This is a genomic window from Bradyrhizobium oligotrophicum, from assembly GCF_051168495.1.
In the GTDB taxonomy this organism is placed as follows: Bacteria; Pseudomonadota; Alphaproteobacteria; order Rhizobiales; family Xanthobacteraceae; genus Bradyrhizobium; species Bradyrhizobium oligotrophicum_A.
Genome location: NZ_JBNPVB010000002.1, coordinates 184075 through 201649 on the forward strand (window position 1 = coordinate 184075; position 17575 = coordinate 201649).

The 17575-nt window shown below is 67.2% G+C and carries 2 protein-coding genes; one reads left to right on the plus strand and one right to left on the minus strand.

What is annotated here, in order from left to right; all coding sequences use genetic code 11:
• Window positions 1–13 precede the first annotated feature (13 nt).
• Window positions 14–16645: a VCBS domain-containing protein gene (locus ACQR1B_RS04410; RefSeq protein ID WP_434834069.1), complete on the minus strand. Its 16632-nt coding sequence runs from the start codon at window positions 16643–16645 to the stop codon at window positions 14–16.
• Here ACQR1B_RS04410 and ACQR1B_RS04415 point away from each other — a divergent pair.
• Window positions 16631–17266 carry a hypothetical protein gene (locus ACQR1B_RS04415; RefSeq protein ID WP_434834068.1) on the plus strand — a complete coding sequence of 212 codons (636 nt, stop codon included), beginning with the start codon at window positions 16631–16633 and terminating at the stop codon, window positions 17264–17266. The genes ACQR1B_RS04410 and ACQR1B_RS04415 overlap by 15 nt on opposite strands.
• Window positions 17267–17575: the final 309 nt, after the last annotated feature.

A 17575-nucleotide genomic window follows, 5' to 3' on the forward strand; every position in this document is an offset into this window, starting at 1 on the left:
GCAATTGTGAACCCTACACTAGCAGAATATCGTGCTGTGCAAGCTGGGTCGGGTTCACGCCCGTCAGCGTGATGATGTGATTGGCGTCGATCGTGATGGTCGTGTCAACCGGACTTCCGGCGTTGTGCGGATCCGCGGCGATCGCGGCCAGCGCCGCCGCGGCATCGGCATAGACGCTGTGGCTGAGTTGCAGGACATCGTGCGCGACATCGAAATTGCCGATCGTTGCGTTGCCGGCCGGCTGCGAGCCGAACTGGAACACGAAGGTGTCGTTGGCAGCGGAGGCGGTGAGCGCTGCATTCGGCGCCTGCACCGTGATGGTGTGCGAGCCGTCATTGTTGGTGACGTCCTGCGCGACAACGCCGCCATCGGCGCCGTAGCTGACCAGGGATTTGATGTAGGGCGGATTGGCGCCGGTCGTGAACTGGCCGACGGTTTCGTTGATGGTCGACGGCGTCAGCAGCGTGTTCAGATCCGCATCGCTGGTCGGAATCGTGTTCTGGAATTCGATCTCGAGCGGCGACGCGCCGCTGCCCTGGACCAGGATATGCGCGGTGCCGCCGTTGACGCCGATCGCGATGTCGGTGTCATGGCCGCCATTAATGCTGGTGACGGTGACCGCATTCGGATCGACACCTTCGAGATGGATGCGGTCGTGCTCGCCGCTGCCGTTTGCCCACGACAGATCGGCGATCTTGTCGGTGACATCAGCGGCGAGATCGGCGGCGCGGAAGTAGAACACGTCGTCGCCGGTGCCGCCGGTCAGGACATGCGCGCCAGGGCCGCCATGGATCACATCGGCGCCGGACCGGTCGGGTCCGCCGGTGATGATCGTATTGCCCGTGGCGGCGTCGAAGGCGAACTGGAAGTCCGACAGCCCGTGCAGATCCGCACCGCCGACGGTGAGGCTGACCGAGCCGGTCGCGCTGTTCAGCACCAGCACGCCGTTGCTGTAGCTTTCGCTGGTGGCATGGAAGCCATCGATGATGATCTGGTCGCGGGTGCCGAAATTCTCGATCGCGTTGGTGGGCGCGTTCACAGCGCTGAATTCCAGCGCGGCGTGGTCGGCCGGAGAGAAGACGATCGCGCCGGACCCTGCCGCGCCGTGCGCGGTCAGATCGAGCGTGCCGTTCTCGATCGTGATGCCGCCGGTGAAGGTGTTGGCACCGGCAAGCGCCAGTGTGCCGCCGCCATCGAGCAGCAGATGTCCGGCGCCGGTCTGGCCGCTGGCATCATGCGAGCCGGTCATGTCGGCGATCACGTCGCTGATGGTGATCATATGCGCTGCGTCGGGCGCGAAGGTGATGGTCTGGTTGCCCTGCAGGAAGATGCCGCTGCCGAACGCCGCGCCTGCCTGGGCGCCGGTCCAGGTCGTAGCGGTGCCGCCGGTCACGCCGCCGTTCTGCTCGCTGCCGGAGCCGACGAAGATGAGCGTGCCGCCCTGCTGCACGAAGATCGCGCCGCCGGCGCCGAGACCACCGCCGCCATAGCCCCATGCGCCTCCAGCACCGCCGCCAAAGCCGCCCGCACCAGCCGTGCCGTAGCCGCCAGCACCGCCGCCGCCACCGAAACCACCGGCGCCGCCGCCATGCCGGCCGGCGCCGCCGCCGCCACCGAAGCCGCCGGTGCCGCCATATCCACTGACGTTCGACGGCAGCACCAGAGTGGCGCCGCCACCGCCGCCGCCAAAGCCGCCCGCACCGCCCGTCGCGATCCCGCTGCTGCCATCGACGGTGCCGACGCCGCCGCCGATGCCACCGCCGCTGCCCGGGTTGCCGTATCCAGGAACGCCGAAAATGGCCGCGCTGGTGTAGAAGCCAACGCCCAGGCCGCCGCCGCCGCCATTGGCTCCGCCCAGATAGGCCGGGTTCGTACCGACGACCTGTCCACCTCCGGACGCCGCGCCAAGGGCGATGCCCGCCCCGGCAGGCGTGCCGCTATAGAACGCATGCGAAACGCTGGCGCCGGCGGCATGAATGCCAATTCCGCCACCGCCCTGGAAACCGCCGGCCCCGCCGAGCCCTCCGCCGCCGCCATAGAGCGCAAGTCCCATATAACCGAACGCGCCGCTGCTGTTGCCGCCGACCGCCTTGTCGTTGGCGAAATTGACGTTGGACAGCGTCACCGTGCCTGCCGATGCGATGAACAGGCCGCCGCCGAGACCCGCGCCGCCGCCGCCGCCGAAATTGCTGTCGCCGCCCTTCGCCACGGCATTGACGATGCCGAGATCGTCGATCTCGACGCTGCCGGCATAGACGAACAGCCCCGGCAGGCCGTGGGCATCGAGCACATGGCCATGGCCGGCAATCGTGAGCGAGGCGCCCGGCGGAAGATTGAAGGCCGGCAACTGATCGCTGAGTTGCAGATCACCGACGATATCGAACGTGTAGTGCGCGCCGGTCTGCGCGCTCGCGCCGGAGACGTCGATCGCGGCGATCGCCTTGGCGAGATCGACCGCCGAGGTGATGGTCCAGGTGTTCGCCACCGGCGTGACCGTGACATCAGCGCCCGCCGAGGCCGGTCCCACGATGCCGTCGATGGTCGTCGCGGTCACGGCGATGCTGTGCGCGCCGCCGCCGACAGACTGGAAGTCGCTGTAAATGTCGAAATGGCCTGATGCGTCGACCGTGCCGGCGCCGATCACCGTGGTGCCATTGTCGGCATAGAGCTTGACGATGGTGCCGGCCTCGCCGCTGCCCTTCACCTCCACGCGGCCGACCGCGTCGGGCACCGAGAGAACGGACGCGACGACGGGCGCGGCCGGCGCCACACCGGCATCGAACGTGGTACCGGGGCTGGCGTGACCGAGGCTGTCGGTCTGGATGACCGTGATATGCTGGTGGCCGGGGCCTAGCAGCGCGCCCGCAGCGGGATCGGTCGTCACGTCGAAATGACCTAATGCATCGACCGCGCCGGTTCCGATCACGGTGTTGCCAAGCATCAGCGTGATGGTGTCGCCCGGCTGGCCCGTGCCCTGCAGCTCGATGACGCCGTGATCCGCGGCGACCCCGACCTGGCTGATATTGGTGACCGGAGCCGGATCGACGTACATCGCAAAGCCGCTCGATGGCGCGCTGACGTCGGCGCCCGCCGCATCGGTGGCGGTCAGCGTATGATTGCCGTTCGTGAGCGCCACCGTGGTCGTGATGGTGAAGGTACCGTCGGCTGCAACGACACCCGTGCCGATCGGGGTTGTGCCGCCATCAGCGTAGAGCGTGATGGTCTCGCCGACATGCTGGCCGGTGCCCTTGACGATGAAGTCGTGGCTGGCATCGATCTGTGTCGCGACCAGCGGCGCTACCGACGTGATGACGGGCGCCTTCGGTGTCACGTCGATCGCGACGCCCGCCGAGACAGGGCTGGTCAGATTGCTGCTATTGGTCTCGGTCGTGGTGATGACGTGATGACCGCCGGGTGCATCGACGCTGAAATCGAAATGCCCGGTCTGATCGACCACGCCAGAGCCCAACAGCGTGGAGCCATCGGCATAGACCTTGATGGTCTCTCCGACCTCGCCGGTGCCTTGAACCTCGATCGTCTGCGGCGCTGTCGCGATGACGGCCGAAATCACCGGTGCCGTCGGCAGAACGGTGACGTTGATCGCGGTGGAGAGCGAACTCGTCAGGCCGTCGGCATCCGCGGCCGTCGCCCGCAAGGAATGGACGCCCTCGGCGAAGGTGGCGGTGGTGACGATGTCGAAAACACCGGCGGCATTGGCGACGCCAGATCCGACCACTGTGCTGCCCTCATAGAGCGTGACGGTGCTCAACGCGAGCGCAGAGCCCTTGACCTCGACGGTACCGCCGTTGACGCCCTGCCCGACGATCGAGGTGATCACGGGCGCCTGCGGATCGACGTGGAACGTGAACGGGATCGCCTGGTCGCTGATCAGGTTTACGGAATCCTGCGCCAATGCGAGCAGCGTGTAGTTGCCGTGGCCGATCGGCTGGCTCGCCGTGAAATCGAAATGGCCTGTGGCGTCGGCCCTGCCGGAACCGATGAACTGGTCGCCGGACGGATTGCGGACCCAGATGTTGATCGTGATGTTGGGATCGGCGCTGCCGGCGACCTCGATCCTGCCCCCGTCGAGCGGCTGCCCGACCACAGCGATCACCGGGGCTTTGGGATGGACATCGAAGGCGAACACGCCCGATGCCGGGCTGACCAGGCCTTGCGCGTTGGTCTCGGTGACATTGAGCGTGTAGTGGCCGTCAGGCAGATTTGGCGTGACGAAGTCGTAATTGCCGCTGTCGTCAGTTGCCGTGGTGTATGTGAAAGTGCTGCCGCCGGGCCCGCTGAGATGCAGCGTGACGGTCTGGTTCGGCTCGCCGCTGCCCTGCAGATGCACGCCGACATTGGTGGCCAGCAGCGGCTGCCCGGGCGCCAGCGCGATCGACGGTGCGCTTGGCAATACGTCGACGACCAGCGAGGTCGTGATCGGGGCTTGGCCGCTGATCGTCTGGGTCGCCGTGAAATGGTACTCGCCGTCGGCGAGCGCCGAGGTCGAGAACGTGAAACGTCCGGAGCCATCAGGCGTAGCGGTACCGACTTGATTGCCGTCGATGAAGATCTGGACGGTACTGTCGGGCGCCCCGCTGCCGCTGAGCACGACCTGGTTGCCGTTCAACGGCTGGCCGACCAGCGTGATCTTCGGCGAGATGATCCCGGTCAGCGCGATGCCGCCATTATAGGCGGTCACGTTGAACTGGGTGGTCGAGTAATTGAAGCTCGGGTCGAGATGGAGTTGGGCGCTGTGCGCGCCGTCGCTGATGGTGAGCACATTGCCGGCGCCGAGCACAGCGGTCGCGCCGGCGGCAAAGCCGGCCAACTTGATCGTGTCGCCGGGAAGGAAGCCGTCGATCTCATTGGTCGGCGTCGCGCCCTGATCGATGATCAGGGTCGCCTGCGCGCCCGACTGGAAGGTGATCGCGCCGCTGCCGGCCGCATTGGCGGCGCCAAGCTCGACCGTGCCGTGCTCGGCCAGTTGAACACCACCGGTCACGGTCTCCGCAACCGCGATCGTGAGCACACCATAACCATTGGCGCCGAAGTGGCCGGCGCCGCTGAACCCGGTCGAGGTGATGGTGTAGGTGGCCGAACCCGACACGGTCAGGGAGTCGTTGATCAGCGAGGCAGGCAGCGTCAGCGCGCTGCTGCCGGTGATGTCGATGACCGTCGCCGCGATCGCGTCCAGCACGACGATGCCGGCGCCATCGATATGGAGCGTGCCGGTCATGTTGCCGGCGATCGAATCGGAAATATGGATCGTCTGCCCGAGCGAAGGAGCCAGCGTGACATTGCTCGACGCGGTGAAGAGACCCGCGCCGATGCCGGCTCCGTTGGCGCCGGCGTTCCCACCCGCGCCGCCGAGGCCGCCCTGCACCGCGTTGCCGGCAACCGATGTGCTGCCGCCAATGGTCAGCGAGCCGCCGGACGCGACAAAGATGCCGCCGCCAAGGCCGGCGCCGCCGCCACCGCCACCGCCGTGCTCGGAGTTGTTGCCGTCAAAAGCGGCCCTGCCGCCGGCGCCAGCGCCGTAACCACCGGCGCCTCCCGGATATTGAAAAGCCCAGGGAATGCCCGCCGCCTGCCAGGGACCATATCCGCCTCCGCCGCCCCCACCGAGGCCGCCGCCACTGCCAAAGCCGCCGCCCGTGTTCCAGTTGCCACCATCGCCGCCCGACTTGATTCCGGTCAGCCCGCCATTGGTGGCGCCACCACCACCGGCCCGGGATCCGCCATTGGGACTCGAGTAGGTCCCGATGCCGGCGCCGCCATTGCCGCCGACGGCCTGATTGCTCAGCACGTTGACATTGGTCAGCGTCGCCGAGCCACCGCCGCCGATGTAGAACGCGCCGCCCGCGCCGAGACCGCCACCGCCGCCGCCACCCGCCGCCGACGCGTGGCCGAGGTTGGTGATGCCGGCAGAGCCGTCCTGACCGCGCTCGACCATGTGCTGCATGGTGAGGTTGTCAAAGGTGACGACGCCGGACTGCACTGAGAAGCCGCCATAGAGGTTGCCGCCGTCGATGATGTGGCCGTTGCCTTCGACGGTCAGCGTGTCTCCGGCTGCGATCGACAGGAACGGCAGCACCGCGCTCAGGTTCAGGTCCGCGGTGAGGTTGATGACGTAGTTGACCGGCAGACCCGAGATCGGATTGCCGTCGATGGTCTGGATGGCGGTGACGAGCTCGGCCGCCGTCGAGACGGTGTAGACCGGCTTGATCGTCAGCGTGCCGGCGCCGGTGTGGGTGATGGACTGCTGGCCGTGGAATTCGCCCTGCAACAGCACATTGCCCGCTCCCGTCACGTTGATGGCGGTGGCCGTGATGTCGTTGAGCACGGTGACATTGCCGGCGCCGGAAATGTTGAGCACGCCGGTGCCGATGCCCTGCGACAGCACGACGATTCCGGACGCGTAGATGTTGAAGGTGCCTTGCGTGCCGGCGACGTACTGATCGATCGTGAGCGTTTGTCCGGCGCTGGAGCTCAAGCCGATGGTGCCGCCGTAGTTGAAGAGATCGTTGCCGATGCCCTGGCCCGCCGTCCCGCTGCCGGCCCATAGGCTGCCGCCGCCGGCGCCGCCCGTTGCACCATTGTTGGAGAAGGTCCAGTCGGTGATGTTCAACTCGCCGCCGGAGGCGACGAAGACCGCGCCGCCGAGGCCCGCGCCGCCGCCACCGCCGCCGCCACCACCTCCACCACCAGAGGTTCCAGTGCCGCCCATGCCGGCGCCATAGCCGCCGTCGCCGCCACCACCGGGCGGAAACGACGAGACCGGACTGCGTCCACCGCCGCCACCGCCACCACCACCGCCGAAGCTTCCGCCGCCTCCGTTGGCAGTGAAATGACCACCGGCCCCGCCATAGCCGAAGCCCACCTGCCCCGGGCTCGATGCGCCTCCCGTCGAGATCCCCTGATCGCCATTCGGCACCCTTGGTGCGTAGTAGCCGCCCTGACCGCCATGTCCGCCGACGACGTGATTGTCGGTGAAAGCGACATCGGTCAGGCTCGCCGAGCTACCGGCACCCACGAACAACGCGCCGCCCGCACCGAGCCCACCACCGCCGCCGCCAAACTTCGACTCACTTCCCGGGGACGACCCGTCACCGCCGTGCCGGACGAAGTCGGCGACGGTCAGGTGATCAATTGTCACATCGCCGGATCGCAGAACGAAGCCGGAATAGGTGTCGGCGCCGTCGATCTCATGGCCGAGCCCATGGATCGTCAGCGTGTCGCCGCTGGCGAGATTGATGTCGGGCAGCGCGCCATCCAGCGTGAAGCTGCCGACGATGTCGATCTCGTAGTTCTGATTGGTGGAGGAAAACACACCGCCGACACTGATCTCGTTGATCGCGCGAGCGAGCTGGGCCGCGGTCGACACGTGATAGACTGGGACCTCGTTGAGGATAACGTCGGTGCCGCCGGCGCCATCGGACACCAGCAGAAAGCCGTGCGGCGCGAGATTCTGCTGGGCCGGATCGAAATGAATGGTTGCGACCGGCGTGCCGCCGGGCCCGGTCAGCGTCAGCACGTTATTGACGAAGCTGCCGATGCCGGTTGCATTGACCGTGGTCAGATCGATGGTGTCGCCGGCACCGAAGCCGTGCACGACGGCACCAGGCATCGCGCCCGCGACGGACAGCGTCTGGATCCCCGTGCCGAAATTGATCGATTGAACGCCCGACAGCCCGCCGTTGAAGGCGGCCACATTGTCGCCGTTGCCGAGGTCGAGTGAGCCACCGAGCGAGACCGACGCGGTGAAGGTGACGGTGATGATCTGGGCGCCGAAGGCGAGATCGCCGCTGCCGGTGAACGCATTGCCGAACGTGCCGGAATGGGCAATGACGAGGTCGCCATTGTCGACGACGGCGCCGCTGCCGAGCGTCCCTTGGCCGCCAAGCGTGAGCTTGGCACCCGCATCGATCGTGGTGCCGCCGACATAGGAATTCGCGCCGTCGAACTCGACGGTACCCGGCCCCTTGATCTCGATCGAGACACTGCCGCCATTGCCGCCCTGGTCGGCGATCGCATCAGCGATCGTGATCGCGTTGCCCGACGTCGGCGCGAGCACGATCGACTGATTGCCCTGGAAGAAGATGCCGCTGCCGAGCCCCTGCCCCGCACCGGGCATGTCATACAACTGATGGGCCGCCTGGATGGCACCCGCAGCGCCTCCGGCCACGGAGCCGCCGGACAGCGAGCCGCTCTCGAAGATCAGCGTGCCGCCTTCCTGGACGAAGACGCCGCCGCCTGCGCCAAGCCCGCCGCCACCGACATTGCCGATCCTCGCCTGGAACGATCCGTCGGCAAGATAGGCGAGCGCGGCGCCGCCGTTGCCGGCACCAAAGCCGCCCAGGCCATCGTGACCGCGGAACCCGCCACCGCCACCGCCGCCGCCGAAGCCGCCATTGCCGCCGGCACTGTTGGCGCCACCGCCGTAGGAATCATTGCTGTTGTAGCCGCCACCGGCACCGCCGCCGCCGCCGAAGCCGCCGTTCGCACCGGCGCTTCCGGCTTTCCGTGTGGCGAGATAGCCGTTGCCGCCGCCGCCACCACCGCCAAAGCTGCCGGAGGCCGGGGACGATCCGCGGTACGACGTCGCTCCCGCGCCGCCTCCGCCCGGAAGATTCGACAGGCCGAGCCCGCCGCCGCCGCCACCTGCATAACCCCAGCCGGTGTAGCCCCGATAGCCATAAAGATGTTGCACCCCGGTCGTGGCGCCAGCGGCTCCGTCGATGCCCATGCCGCCGCCGCCGGCGCCGCCTTGAAAAATCCGGCCGGCCGGGTTCACGCCGCCGCCGTCGCCGCCATGGGCCGCGTTGTCCAGGAAGGTCACGTTGGCGATCGTCGCTGACGCGCCGGCTGCGACGAACAGGCCGCCGCCGAGCCCGGCGCCGCCGCCGCCACCACCGATGCCGCCGTCGCCGCCCTGCGCCAGCGTGTGCGCGATCGTGAGATTCTGGAGTCTCACATTGCCGGCATACTCGAAGAAGCCGCGATGGACGCCGGCGCCATCGAGCGTGAAGCCGGCGCCGTCGATCAGCAGCGAACTGCCGGTGTCGAGATTGATGGCGGCGAGCTGCGCGGAGGTGGCGAGCGAGGCCAGCGAGATGTCGCCGGAGAAGTGGATCGTATAGGCGACGTTCTTCGCGTAGGACGTGCCGCCCTGGCTGATCGCGGTAAGCGCGGCATTGAGCTCCGCGGCGGAGCCGACGTCGAAACTGGTGCGGATCGCGACGACCTTGGTGCCGCCCTGCCCGTCGCTCGTCACGCCGAAGGGACTGAGCGTCTGCGACGGATCGAAGTGCAGCGTCGCGACGACAGTGCCGCCGGCGTTCTTCAACGTCACGACGTTGCCGGCCTCGACGGAAGCCGTGGTCGCCACCACCGACCTGAGGTCGATGACGTCGCCATTGGCAAATCCCGTGATGGTCTGGGTCGGCACGCCGTGCTCGAACACGGCCGTGCCGCCCGAGGTCCCGAAGTTGATCGTGCCGCTGCCGGTGATCGATCCGGCGAAATCGGCGCTGGCGGCGTTGATGGTGACGGTGCCGTTGTTGACGACGGTCCCCTGGAAGATCGCTGCCGCGTTGATTGTCAGGGCACCGTTGTCGGTGACGGTGTTTGCAAATGTCGTCGCTGCGTTGACGTTGAGCACGCCGTTGTCGGTGACGGTGCTCGCGAAGGTCGTGACCGCATTGACGTTGAGAACGCCGCTGTCGGTGACTGCGCCGGCAAAGGTGGTCGCCGCGTTGACGTTGAGGACCCCGCCGTCGGTGACCCCGCTGGCAAACGTCGTCGCGGCGTTGACGTTCAGGATGCCGTTGTCGGTCACCGCGCCCGTTCCCAGTCCCCCGCTCGTGTCGATATTGAGCGTGGCGCCGGCGTCGACGGTGGTCGTGCCGACATAGCTGTTGGCCGCGGCGAAATGCACGATGCCGGCGCCGGAAATCTCGACATTGCCGGTGCCGCCATTGCCATGCTGATCGGCGATGACGTCAGAGATGGTGAGGTCATCGCCCGAGGCCGGCGCGAAGGTGACCGTCTGGTTGCCCTGGATGAAGATGCCGGAGCCGAGCGCCTGGCCGCCTTGCGCGGCCGTACCGTTCGTACCTGCCGCACCGCCGGCAACGGTGCCTCCCGACAGCGAGCCACCGCCGACGATGAGATGTCCGCCTTCCTGGACGAAGATATCGCCGCCAGCGCCGAGGCCACCGCCGCCAGCCCCGAGCAGACCGGGGCTGCCATGGCCACCACCGGCGCCGCCGCCGTAGCCGCCGGCGCCCCCATAATACCCGCCGCCGCCGCCACCACCGAAGCCGCCGGTGCCGCCGGTGGTGTGCAAACGGGCCGAGCCGCTCGCCCCGCCGCCACCGCCGCCGCCGAAGCCGCCATTGCCGCCGTTTGAGCCTACCCGCGAGATATGATCAACCGAGCCTTGGGGGGTACTTTCGATGCTGTTCGCGTACGCATAGAAGCCGCCACCGCCGCCGCCGCCGAACCCACCGGTGGCAGCCGCCGTGTAGCTGCGGAGGCTTCCGCCGCTCCACGCACCGCCGGCACCACCATGCGCGAGGCCGGGCTGACCGGGAATGTTGAGTCCGGTTCCACCGCCGGCGGTGCCATCAATCGCTGTTGCGACGTAGGTGGCATGGCCCTGCGGCCCTTGTGTCGTGTCGTGCCGATATTGTCCGCTGTTGGCGCTGGCGGCCGATCCCATGCCGCCGCCACCGGCCCCCCAGTTGGCGCCACCGTCGAGGCCCCCGCCATTGCCGCCGACCGCCCTGTTGCCGCTGAAGCTGACGTCGCTGATCGACACCGTCGCGCCCGCAGCGACGAACAGGCCGCCGCCCAATCCGGCGCCACCACCGCCACCCTGTCGCCCTCCGGCGCCACCCTGCGCCAGCATGTGGTTGATGGCGAGATTATCGATCGCGACATTGCCGCCATAGACGAACAGGCCGCGATAGGCGTTGCCGCCATCCAGCGAATGTCCCGCGCCGTGGATGACGAGCGAGCTGCCGCTCGCCAGATTGATCGCGGTCAGATTGGCGCCGAGCGAGGCCATCGAAATGTCGGCGGCGAGCTCGATCGAATAGCTGGTGTTGGCAGCGGCCGCCGAGCCGCCCTGGCTGACCGCGAGCAGCGCCGCGTTGAGTTCGGCCGCGTTGTGGACCGTGTAGACATTGGCCGGCTTGATGACCGTGCCGCCGGCGCCGTCGCTCGTAGCGGCGAAGCCGTAGGTGGCACCGCTGAAATGCAGACTGGCGGTGTTGATGCCGTCGGTCACCGTCAGGATGCCGGTCGCCGCGTTGAACGACTGCGCGAACTGCGCCGAGTTGTGGTTGATCCCGACAAGGTCGATCGAATCGGTCGCGCCGCTGAAGCCGGTGATAGTGCCTGCGAAGCTGGCGGGATGATCGATCTTCAGCGTGCCCGACGAGCCGCCGAACGTGATCGTCTGCCCGGCGCCGACATTGCCGCCGAACTCGACCGTGCCGTTGTCGTCGACGACCACGACACCCGATCCGGTGACGTTGCCGGTCACCAGCAGCGTACCGCCGCCTTCCGCCTTCAGCGTACCGGAGTTGGCGACGCTGCCGGCGAGGTCGAGCGTGCCGGCCTTGGCGTCGATCGTTCCGGTGTTGGTGAGCGCGGTCGAGATCGCCGTGGTCCCGGCGCCGGTCTTTTCGTAGCTGCCGGCGACATTGACCGCGCCCGTGCCGGCGCTGGAGGAAATGCTGAAGGCAGCGCCGCTGGCTGATGCATCGGTGAAGGTGGCGCCGGCGTCGATCTCGAGCACCGCGCCATTGTTGAGATGCAGCGTATCGCCGGCGAACGCGCCACTCTGCGCCGAGCCGTGCAACTGCATCGTTCGACCGTCCAGCGTGAATGTCTGGTTGCCGGCATCGAAAAACGTCGCCAGGCCGTTGACGACCGTCGTGCCGCTACCGCTCTCGGTGCCGCCGGTGAACGTCGCGCCGCCGCTGTCGATCAGCGTACCCGTGCCTGACAACGTGCCGCCGGACTGGCTCAGACTGTGGATCGTCTCCGAGACGCCGCCGAGATCGACATTGCTCGCAATGACGAAGTCGCTGCTGACGGCGACATTGAAGGTGACTCCTGCCGTGCTCAGGCTGCCATCGGTCGCGCGGACTGTGAAGCTCGCTGCGGGGTTCTGACTCGCGTCGTGGACGAAGATCACCTGACCGGCCGCGAGCTCGGCCTGGGTGAAGCTCGAGACCGCCACGCCCGGCGCGCTCGCCAGTGCGACGTAGCCGTGAACGGCGCTGCTGACGTTGAAGGTGAGCTGGCTCGCCGTGTTGTCGATATCAGCAGCGCTAAGGTCGGCGGTGGTGATCACCGTCGACGTCCCCTGCAGCAGCGAGGCCGAAGCATCGCCGGAGAGAACCGGCGCATCGTCGGTGCCGGCGATCGTGATGGTGACGACCTGCGTGCTGCCGCCTGTCGTGGTCACGGTAAAGGTGTCGGTGAGAAAGGCGCCCGCATTGAGCGCCTGGACCGTCGGATTGCTGTTGTTGAGCGTGTAGGTCCATACCCCACCCGACGTCAGGGCGTAGGTGCCGTAACCGCCGGCACTGGAGGTGGCGGCAGCCACCGCGACGAAAGCGCCCTCGGCGACTGTCAGCGTGCCGGTCGCGACCGGCGTTCCCGGCGTGCCGTTAGCGACGCCGCCGGCCTCGGTGACCGCGCCGGTGATTGCCCCCGTCACCGTGGCCGTATCATGAGCGCCGTTGATGGTGATCGTCACCAGCTGTGCGGTGCCATCGATGGTGGTCACCGTGAACGTATCGGTCAGCGTCGCACCGACGTCGAGCGCCTCAACCGCGGAATTGCTGTTGTCGAGCGTATATGTCCACACGCCGCCGGAGGTCATCGTGTAGGTGCCGTAACCGCCCGCGCTCGCGGCCGGCGTCGTGACCACGGTGAAAGTATTGGCCGGATTGTCGACGTCGGTATCGGTCAGCATGCCGCTTGCGGTCGGCGTCCCCACGACGGCGTTGTTCACGCCCCCGGCTTCCGTGACCGAGCCGGTGGTGACACCAGAGATCACGGCCGGGTCGTTCACCGCCGTGACGGTGATGCTGACGGTCGAGTTGCCGGAATCGGCGACGCCGTCATTGGCCTTGTAGGTGAAGCTGTCGGTGCCATTGTAGTCGGCGAACGGCGTATAGGTGAATGAGCCGTCGGGATTCAGCGCGAGCGTGCCGTGGCTGGGGCCATTGACCAGGATGGCGCTGAGCGCGTCGCCGTCGGCATCGCGGTCGTTGGCGAGCACGCCTGCGCCTGGGACGATCAGCGCGGTGTCTTCGGCCGTCGCATAGCTGTCCCCGGTCGCCACCGGCGCATCGTTGGTACCGCTGATCGTGATGGTCACGGTCTGCGGCGCGCTGGTCCCGGTGCCGTCACTGACATCGACGTCGTAGGTGAGCGTCAGCGTCTGGCCCTGCTTCAGGAAATCCAGATCCGCAGCGCCCGGCTGATAGGTCCAGGCGATGCCGGTGGCGCCGCCATTCGACAGGTGTCCGGCATTGTCGAACGACAAGGCCGCGCTGTCGATCAGCGCAGCCGCCGCGGTCGGCAGAGTAAAGGCGTGGCCATCCAGCATGACGACCGGTGCGCCCGTGACCGAGGCCGTCAACATGTCGCCGGTGTCGAAATCGGTGACAGCAATCGTACCGCCCAGCGAGATCGTCTGGGCGTGGGCGTCGCCGGCCTCATCAATCGCGGCAGCGCTGCCGCTGATGGCCGGCAGATCATTGGTGCCGGTGATGATGATCGTGACGGTTTGCGTGCCGCTGCCGGTATGCCCGTCATTGACGGCGATGGTGTAAGTCAGGACAAGCTGCTGTCCCTCCCGCAGGAAATCGAGATTGGCGGCCGCGGGATCGTAGCTCCAGCCGATGCTCGCCGCGCTACCGTTCGATGTGACGCCGGTCTGGAACGACAGTGCGTGGTCGATCAGCGATGCGGCCCCGGCCGGCAGCGAGAAGGCGCGGCCGTCCAGCATGACGGCGGGCAAACCGACGATGGACGCGACGAGCGTGTCGCCGATGTCGCGATCGGTCACGTCGAGCGTACCGGTGATCGGTGCGATGTCCTGAGCGCTGGCATCGGCAGCTTCGGTCACGGCGCCCGAGCCGCCGGCAGCCAGCGTCGGCGCATCCTCGGTGCCGGTGACCGTGACCGTCACGTTCTGCGTCGTGAGTCCACCATGACCGTCGCTGACCGTCACCGCATAGATCTCGGTGACGGTCTGACCAGCCTGCAGGAATTGAACGCTGCCGTTGTCGACCTGGTAGGTCCACGCGATCTCACCGCCGAGACCGTGGCTCGTCTCGGCGGTCAGCTGCGGGCTCATCGTCCCCAGCGCGACGCCGCCGGCATGGCTCGAGCTGACAAGGGCGACCGAGATGCTGTGGGTGTCGGTCAGATCGACATCGCCAAAGCCGATGACGCCGCTGGCATGCAGCCGCCCCTGCGCATCGGCGGTACTGTCTTCGGTCACCGCGCCCGTCGTCTGCGCAGCGGTGATCACGGGCGCATCATTGGCGCCAGTAATGGTGACGCTGACGTCGCGGCTCACCGATCCGCCATGTCCGTCGCTGACCGTAACCCGGTAGGTCTCGACCACGCTCTCGCCGGCCGCGAGGAACTGCACCGCGCTGTTGTCGACGTGGTAGCTCCAGGCCGCCTCGCCGCCGACACCATTGACCGTATCGTTGTCGACCAGCGCATTCATGGTCCCGAGCGCCACGCCGCCGGAAGCGGTCGTGTTCAGCAGCGTGGCCGAGGCGGAATGCGCATCGGAGAGATCCAGGTCGATGAAACCGAAGCTGCCGCCAGCATGCAGTTGTCCTTGCGCATCGACAGCGACATCCTGCGTCACCGTTGCCGCCGTCTGCGCGGCAATGATGGCCGGCGTGTCGTTGCTGCCGATGATGGTGATGGTGAGCGGCTGGCTGCCGGCGCTTGCCGTCCCGTCGGTGACCTCAGCCAGATAGGTGATCGTCAGCGTCTCTCCGGAGGCCAGCCAGTCCAGGTCGGCCGCGGCGGGATGATAGGTCCAAGTCAGCGTGTTGGCGGCGCCGCTGATCGTGGTCGTGACGCTGTCGAACGAGATCGCTGAAGCATCGCGTAACGCGTCTAGATTGACGCCGGCCGGCAGCGCTCCAGCGCTGTAGCTCACCGTGGCGGACACCGCCACGTGCCCGGTCAGAACGTCGCCGATATCGCGGTCGCTTGCCGACAGCGTACCCGTGATCGGTCCAAGCAATTGCGCCCGCGCGTCCAGGAGTTCAGACACCGCGGCCGGATTGGTCCCGCCGGTGATGGCCGGCGGATCGTTGACGGGAACGACCGTCAGGGTGACGCTGCGCACCGTCGTGTCGTGCCCGCCATTGGCAGTTCCATCCGCATCCTGTACGGTGATGGTCAGCGTGCGGGTCAGCGGCGACGGATTATCGCTGATGTCGGTATAGGTGACCGATCGCAGCGCGGCCTCGAAATCGGCAACCGTCGGCGACTGACCTGGGCGCGCGGTCAAGGTCAGCGTGCCGGTCGCAGCGTCGAAGGACCCGTGGATCTGTGTCGTGGCGGTGAACGACAGCACATCCTCGCCGGGCAGATAGTTTCCGGTGATCTGCAGCGTGGCATGATCGAGCGTCGCACTGTCGACGTCCAACAGCGACACGTGCGGCGCAACGGCCGTCGCGGTCTGCTCGGCGGCGACGACCAAGACTTCGCCCAACGCAAGCGTCGGCGCGTCATTGATGCCCTTAACGATCAGCGTGATTGAGGCGGACGCGATGTCGTGCCCGCCGTGCGCGGTGCCGTCGGAATCCTGCACGGTGACGGTGAGTGTGCGCGGCGAGGTCGAAGGCGCATCGCCGGCATAAGTGTAGATGACCGTACGAAGCGCAGCCTGAAAGTCGGCCAGGCTCGGCGCGTGGCCCGGCACGGCACGCAGCGTCAGCGTCCCCGTGCCGGCGTCGAAGCTGCCTTCGATCGAGGGCGTGCCGGCAAAGGACAGGGTGTCTTTGCTGGGCTCGAAATGGCCGGTGATCTTGACCGTCGCCTGCAGCAGCGTCTTGCTGTCGTCATCGGTCAGCGTCAGTCGCGGCACGACCGCGATCGGCACCTGCTCGACAGCGGACACTCCGATCGCATTGGCATGGAGATCGAGCACCGGCGCGTGGTTGACCGGCCCGATGGTGACAGGCGGGTTGGCGGGCTGATTTGCAGAGAGGCCATCGCGGTCGCGCGGGAGGAAACTCTCTGCACCTGGAAAATTTTGGGCCGGAGTATATCCGACGGACGTATGGGGAGATTGAGCCTGGCTGCCACCATCGTCACCGATCGATGCAGATGATGAGCCGTGCGTACCGATAGCGACGAACTCTCCCGCGCGAGTCCTGATCTGCAGGATTCGATTGAGCGAGTCGAACTCGAACGCCCTGTCGGCATCCGACTTGGCCTGCATGTCGGTGTCGAGATGCGAGAAGCTGGTGGGCGTCAAGGTCAGCTTGCCGCCGTCGCCACTGATCGCCGTGATGGGTTCGCCATTCTGGTCGTAGATGGTTGCGCGGCTCAGGCCGCGGTCCTGATGGAAGATGGACAACGTGACGGCGCCGTCGAGATCAGCAATCTCGGCGCCGCCAATCCCGCCGAGGATCTTGACCGAAGCAGAGGCCATGCCGATGCGCATGTCGCCGCTGCGCGCAATTGCGCCGGAAGCGAAGCTCAACGCGCCGTGCAGGAGGTTGAAAAGTTCCAGATTGGCCTGACCTGGGCGGCCATAATCGAATTCGCTCAGCGCCAGGCGCGAATCGTGCCCGAGCTGAAACACGCTGCCGTCCTTGAAGACGAGGCTGGCGCCGCCGTCGCGATCGGTCTGGACGACGTCACCCTTCCGCAGCGGGTCTCCATCGTGAAGTGCGATCTCGACGCCGTTGCGGACGACGACCACGTGTCCTTTGGTTTCGACAACGCGTCCAATGACCTGCGTGGCGAGATGCGGCGGGACCTGTCCGGCCACATCCTGGCGGCCGGCGAGAGGAATGAACCGGTCGTCACTGCGTGTTGCATTGGCGGACGGCCGGGCCGAAGGCTGCTTTCCCCACGGCGGGCTGCTCACGGCGTCGACCGGCCCGACCGAATTCGCCTGACGCTGGTCCGGGCCTCGATGGACGGGATCGACCAGGGCTCCCGCGTCGGCAAGCGTGCCGGCCTGGCCGGTTGATGAACTCGCAATCAACGGGACGTGCGACGTATCCGACGAGATAATACCAGCCGTCCCGAGCGTCGTTTCCGACATTTAAATATCCTCGTCGACAATGCGTCGGGCACGTATTCAAGCGTCACAACGCGCCCTCAGCGCTGGGCGGGTCGCTCGCCCCGACATTCAAAAAACTTGGCCCGAGTGAGAATCCGGTCTCATGCGAGCGCCGCCTTGTCAGCCACCGGCGCTGGCTCCCCTGGCGTAGGAAGCTGCTTCCGCGGTGTCCGACCGCGAACGCTCAGCGCCAGGGCTGGAGGATCCGGGATCTCA

What these genes read in the sequence shown, in the direction of transcription:
- ACQR1B_RS04415 (WP_434834068.1), top strand. Translation starts at nt 16,631, where the DNA reads ATGGAAGATGGACAACGTGACGGCGCCGTCGAGATCAGCAATCTCGGC.